The organism is Pseudomonas sp. 43(2021) (assembly GCF_017490805.1).
Taxonomy (GTDB): domain Bacteria; phylum Pseudomonadota; class Gammaproteobacteria; order Pseudomonadales; family Pseudomonadaceae; genus Aquipseudomonas.
On sequence record NZ_JAFGYJ010000287.1, the window covers coordinates 1 to 511 of the forward strand.

The 511-nt window shown below is 62.8% G+C and carries 1 protein-coding gene; it reads right to left on the bottom strand.

The window, feature by feature from the left end; genetic code table 11:
- Window positions 1-4: 4 nt before the first annotated feature.
- On the bottom strand, window positions 5-511 hold a 507-nt coding region (locus J5M71_RS27250), incomplete at its 5' end, for an NAD(P)-dependent oxidoreductase (protein ID WP_279382388.1).

Genomic DNA, 511 nt, shown 5'->3' on the forward strand with positions numbered 1-511 from the left:
CCGTTCAACCCTCGACCTGGTTCTGCGGCGCACCTGCCGCCCAGGTCGCGATGTTGTGCAGGGTGGTCGCGGCAATCGCGCCCAGCGCCTCGCGGGTCAGAAACGCCTGATGCGCGGTGATGATCACGTTGGGAAACGTCAGCAGACGCGCCAACACATCGTCCTGCAACGGCAGGTCGGAGCGATCCTCGAAAAACAGCTGCGCCTCTTCCTCGTAAACATCCAGCCCCAGATAACCGAGTTGGCCGTCCTTGAGCGCGTCGATCAGCGCTGGCGTGTCCACCAGCCCGCCACGCCCGGTGTTGATCAGCATCGCCCCGGCCTGCATGTGCGCCAGTGAGTCGCGATTGATCAGGTGCTTGCTCTGTTCGTTGAGCGGGCAATGCAGACTGATGATCCGCGACTGCGCGAGCAATTCCGGCAGGCTCAGATAACGTGCGCCCAACGCCAGCACCTCGGGGTTGGGATACGGATCGTAGGCGAGCAATTCACAGCCGAAGCCGTGCATGAT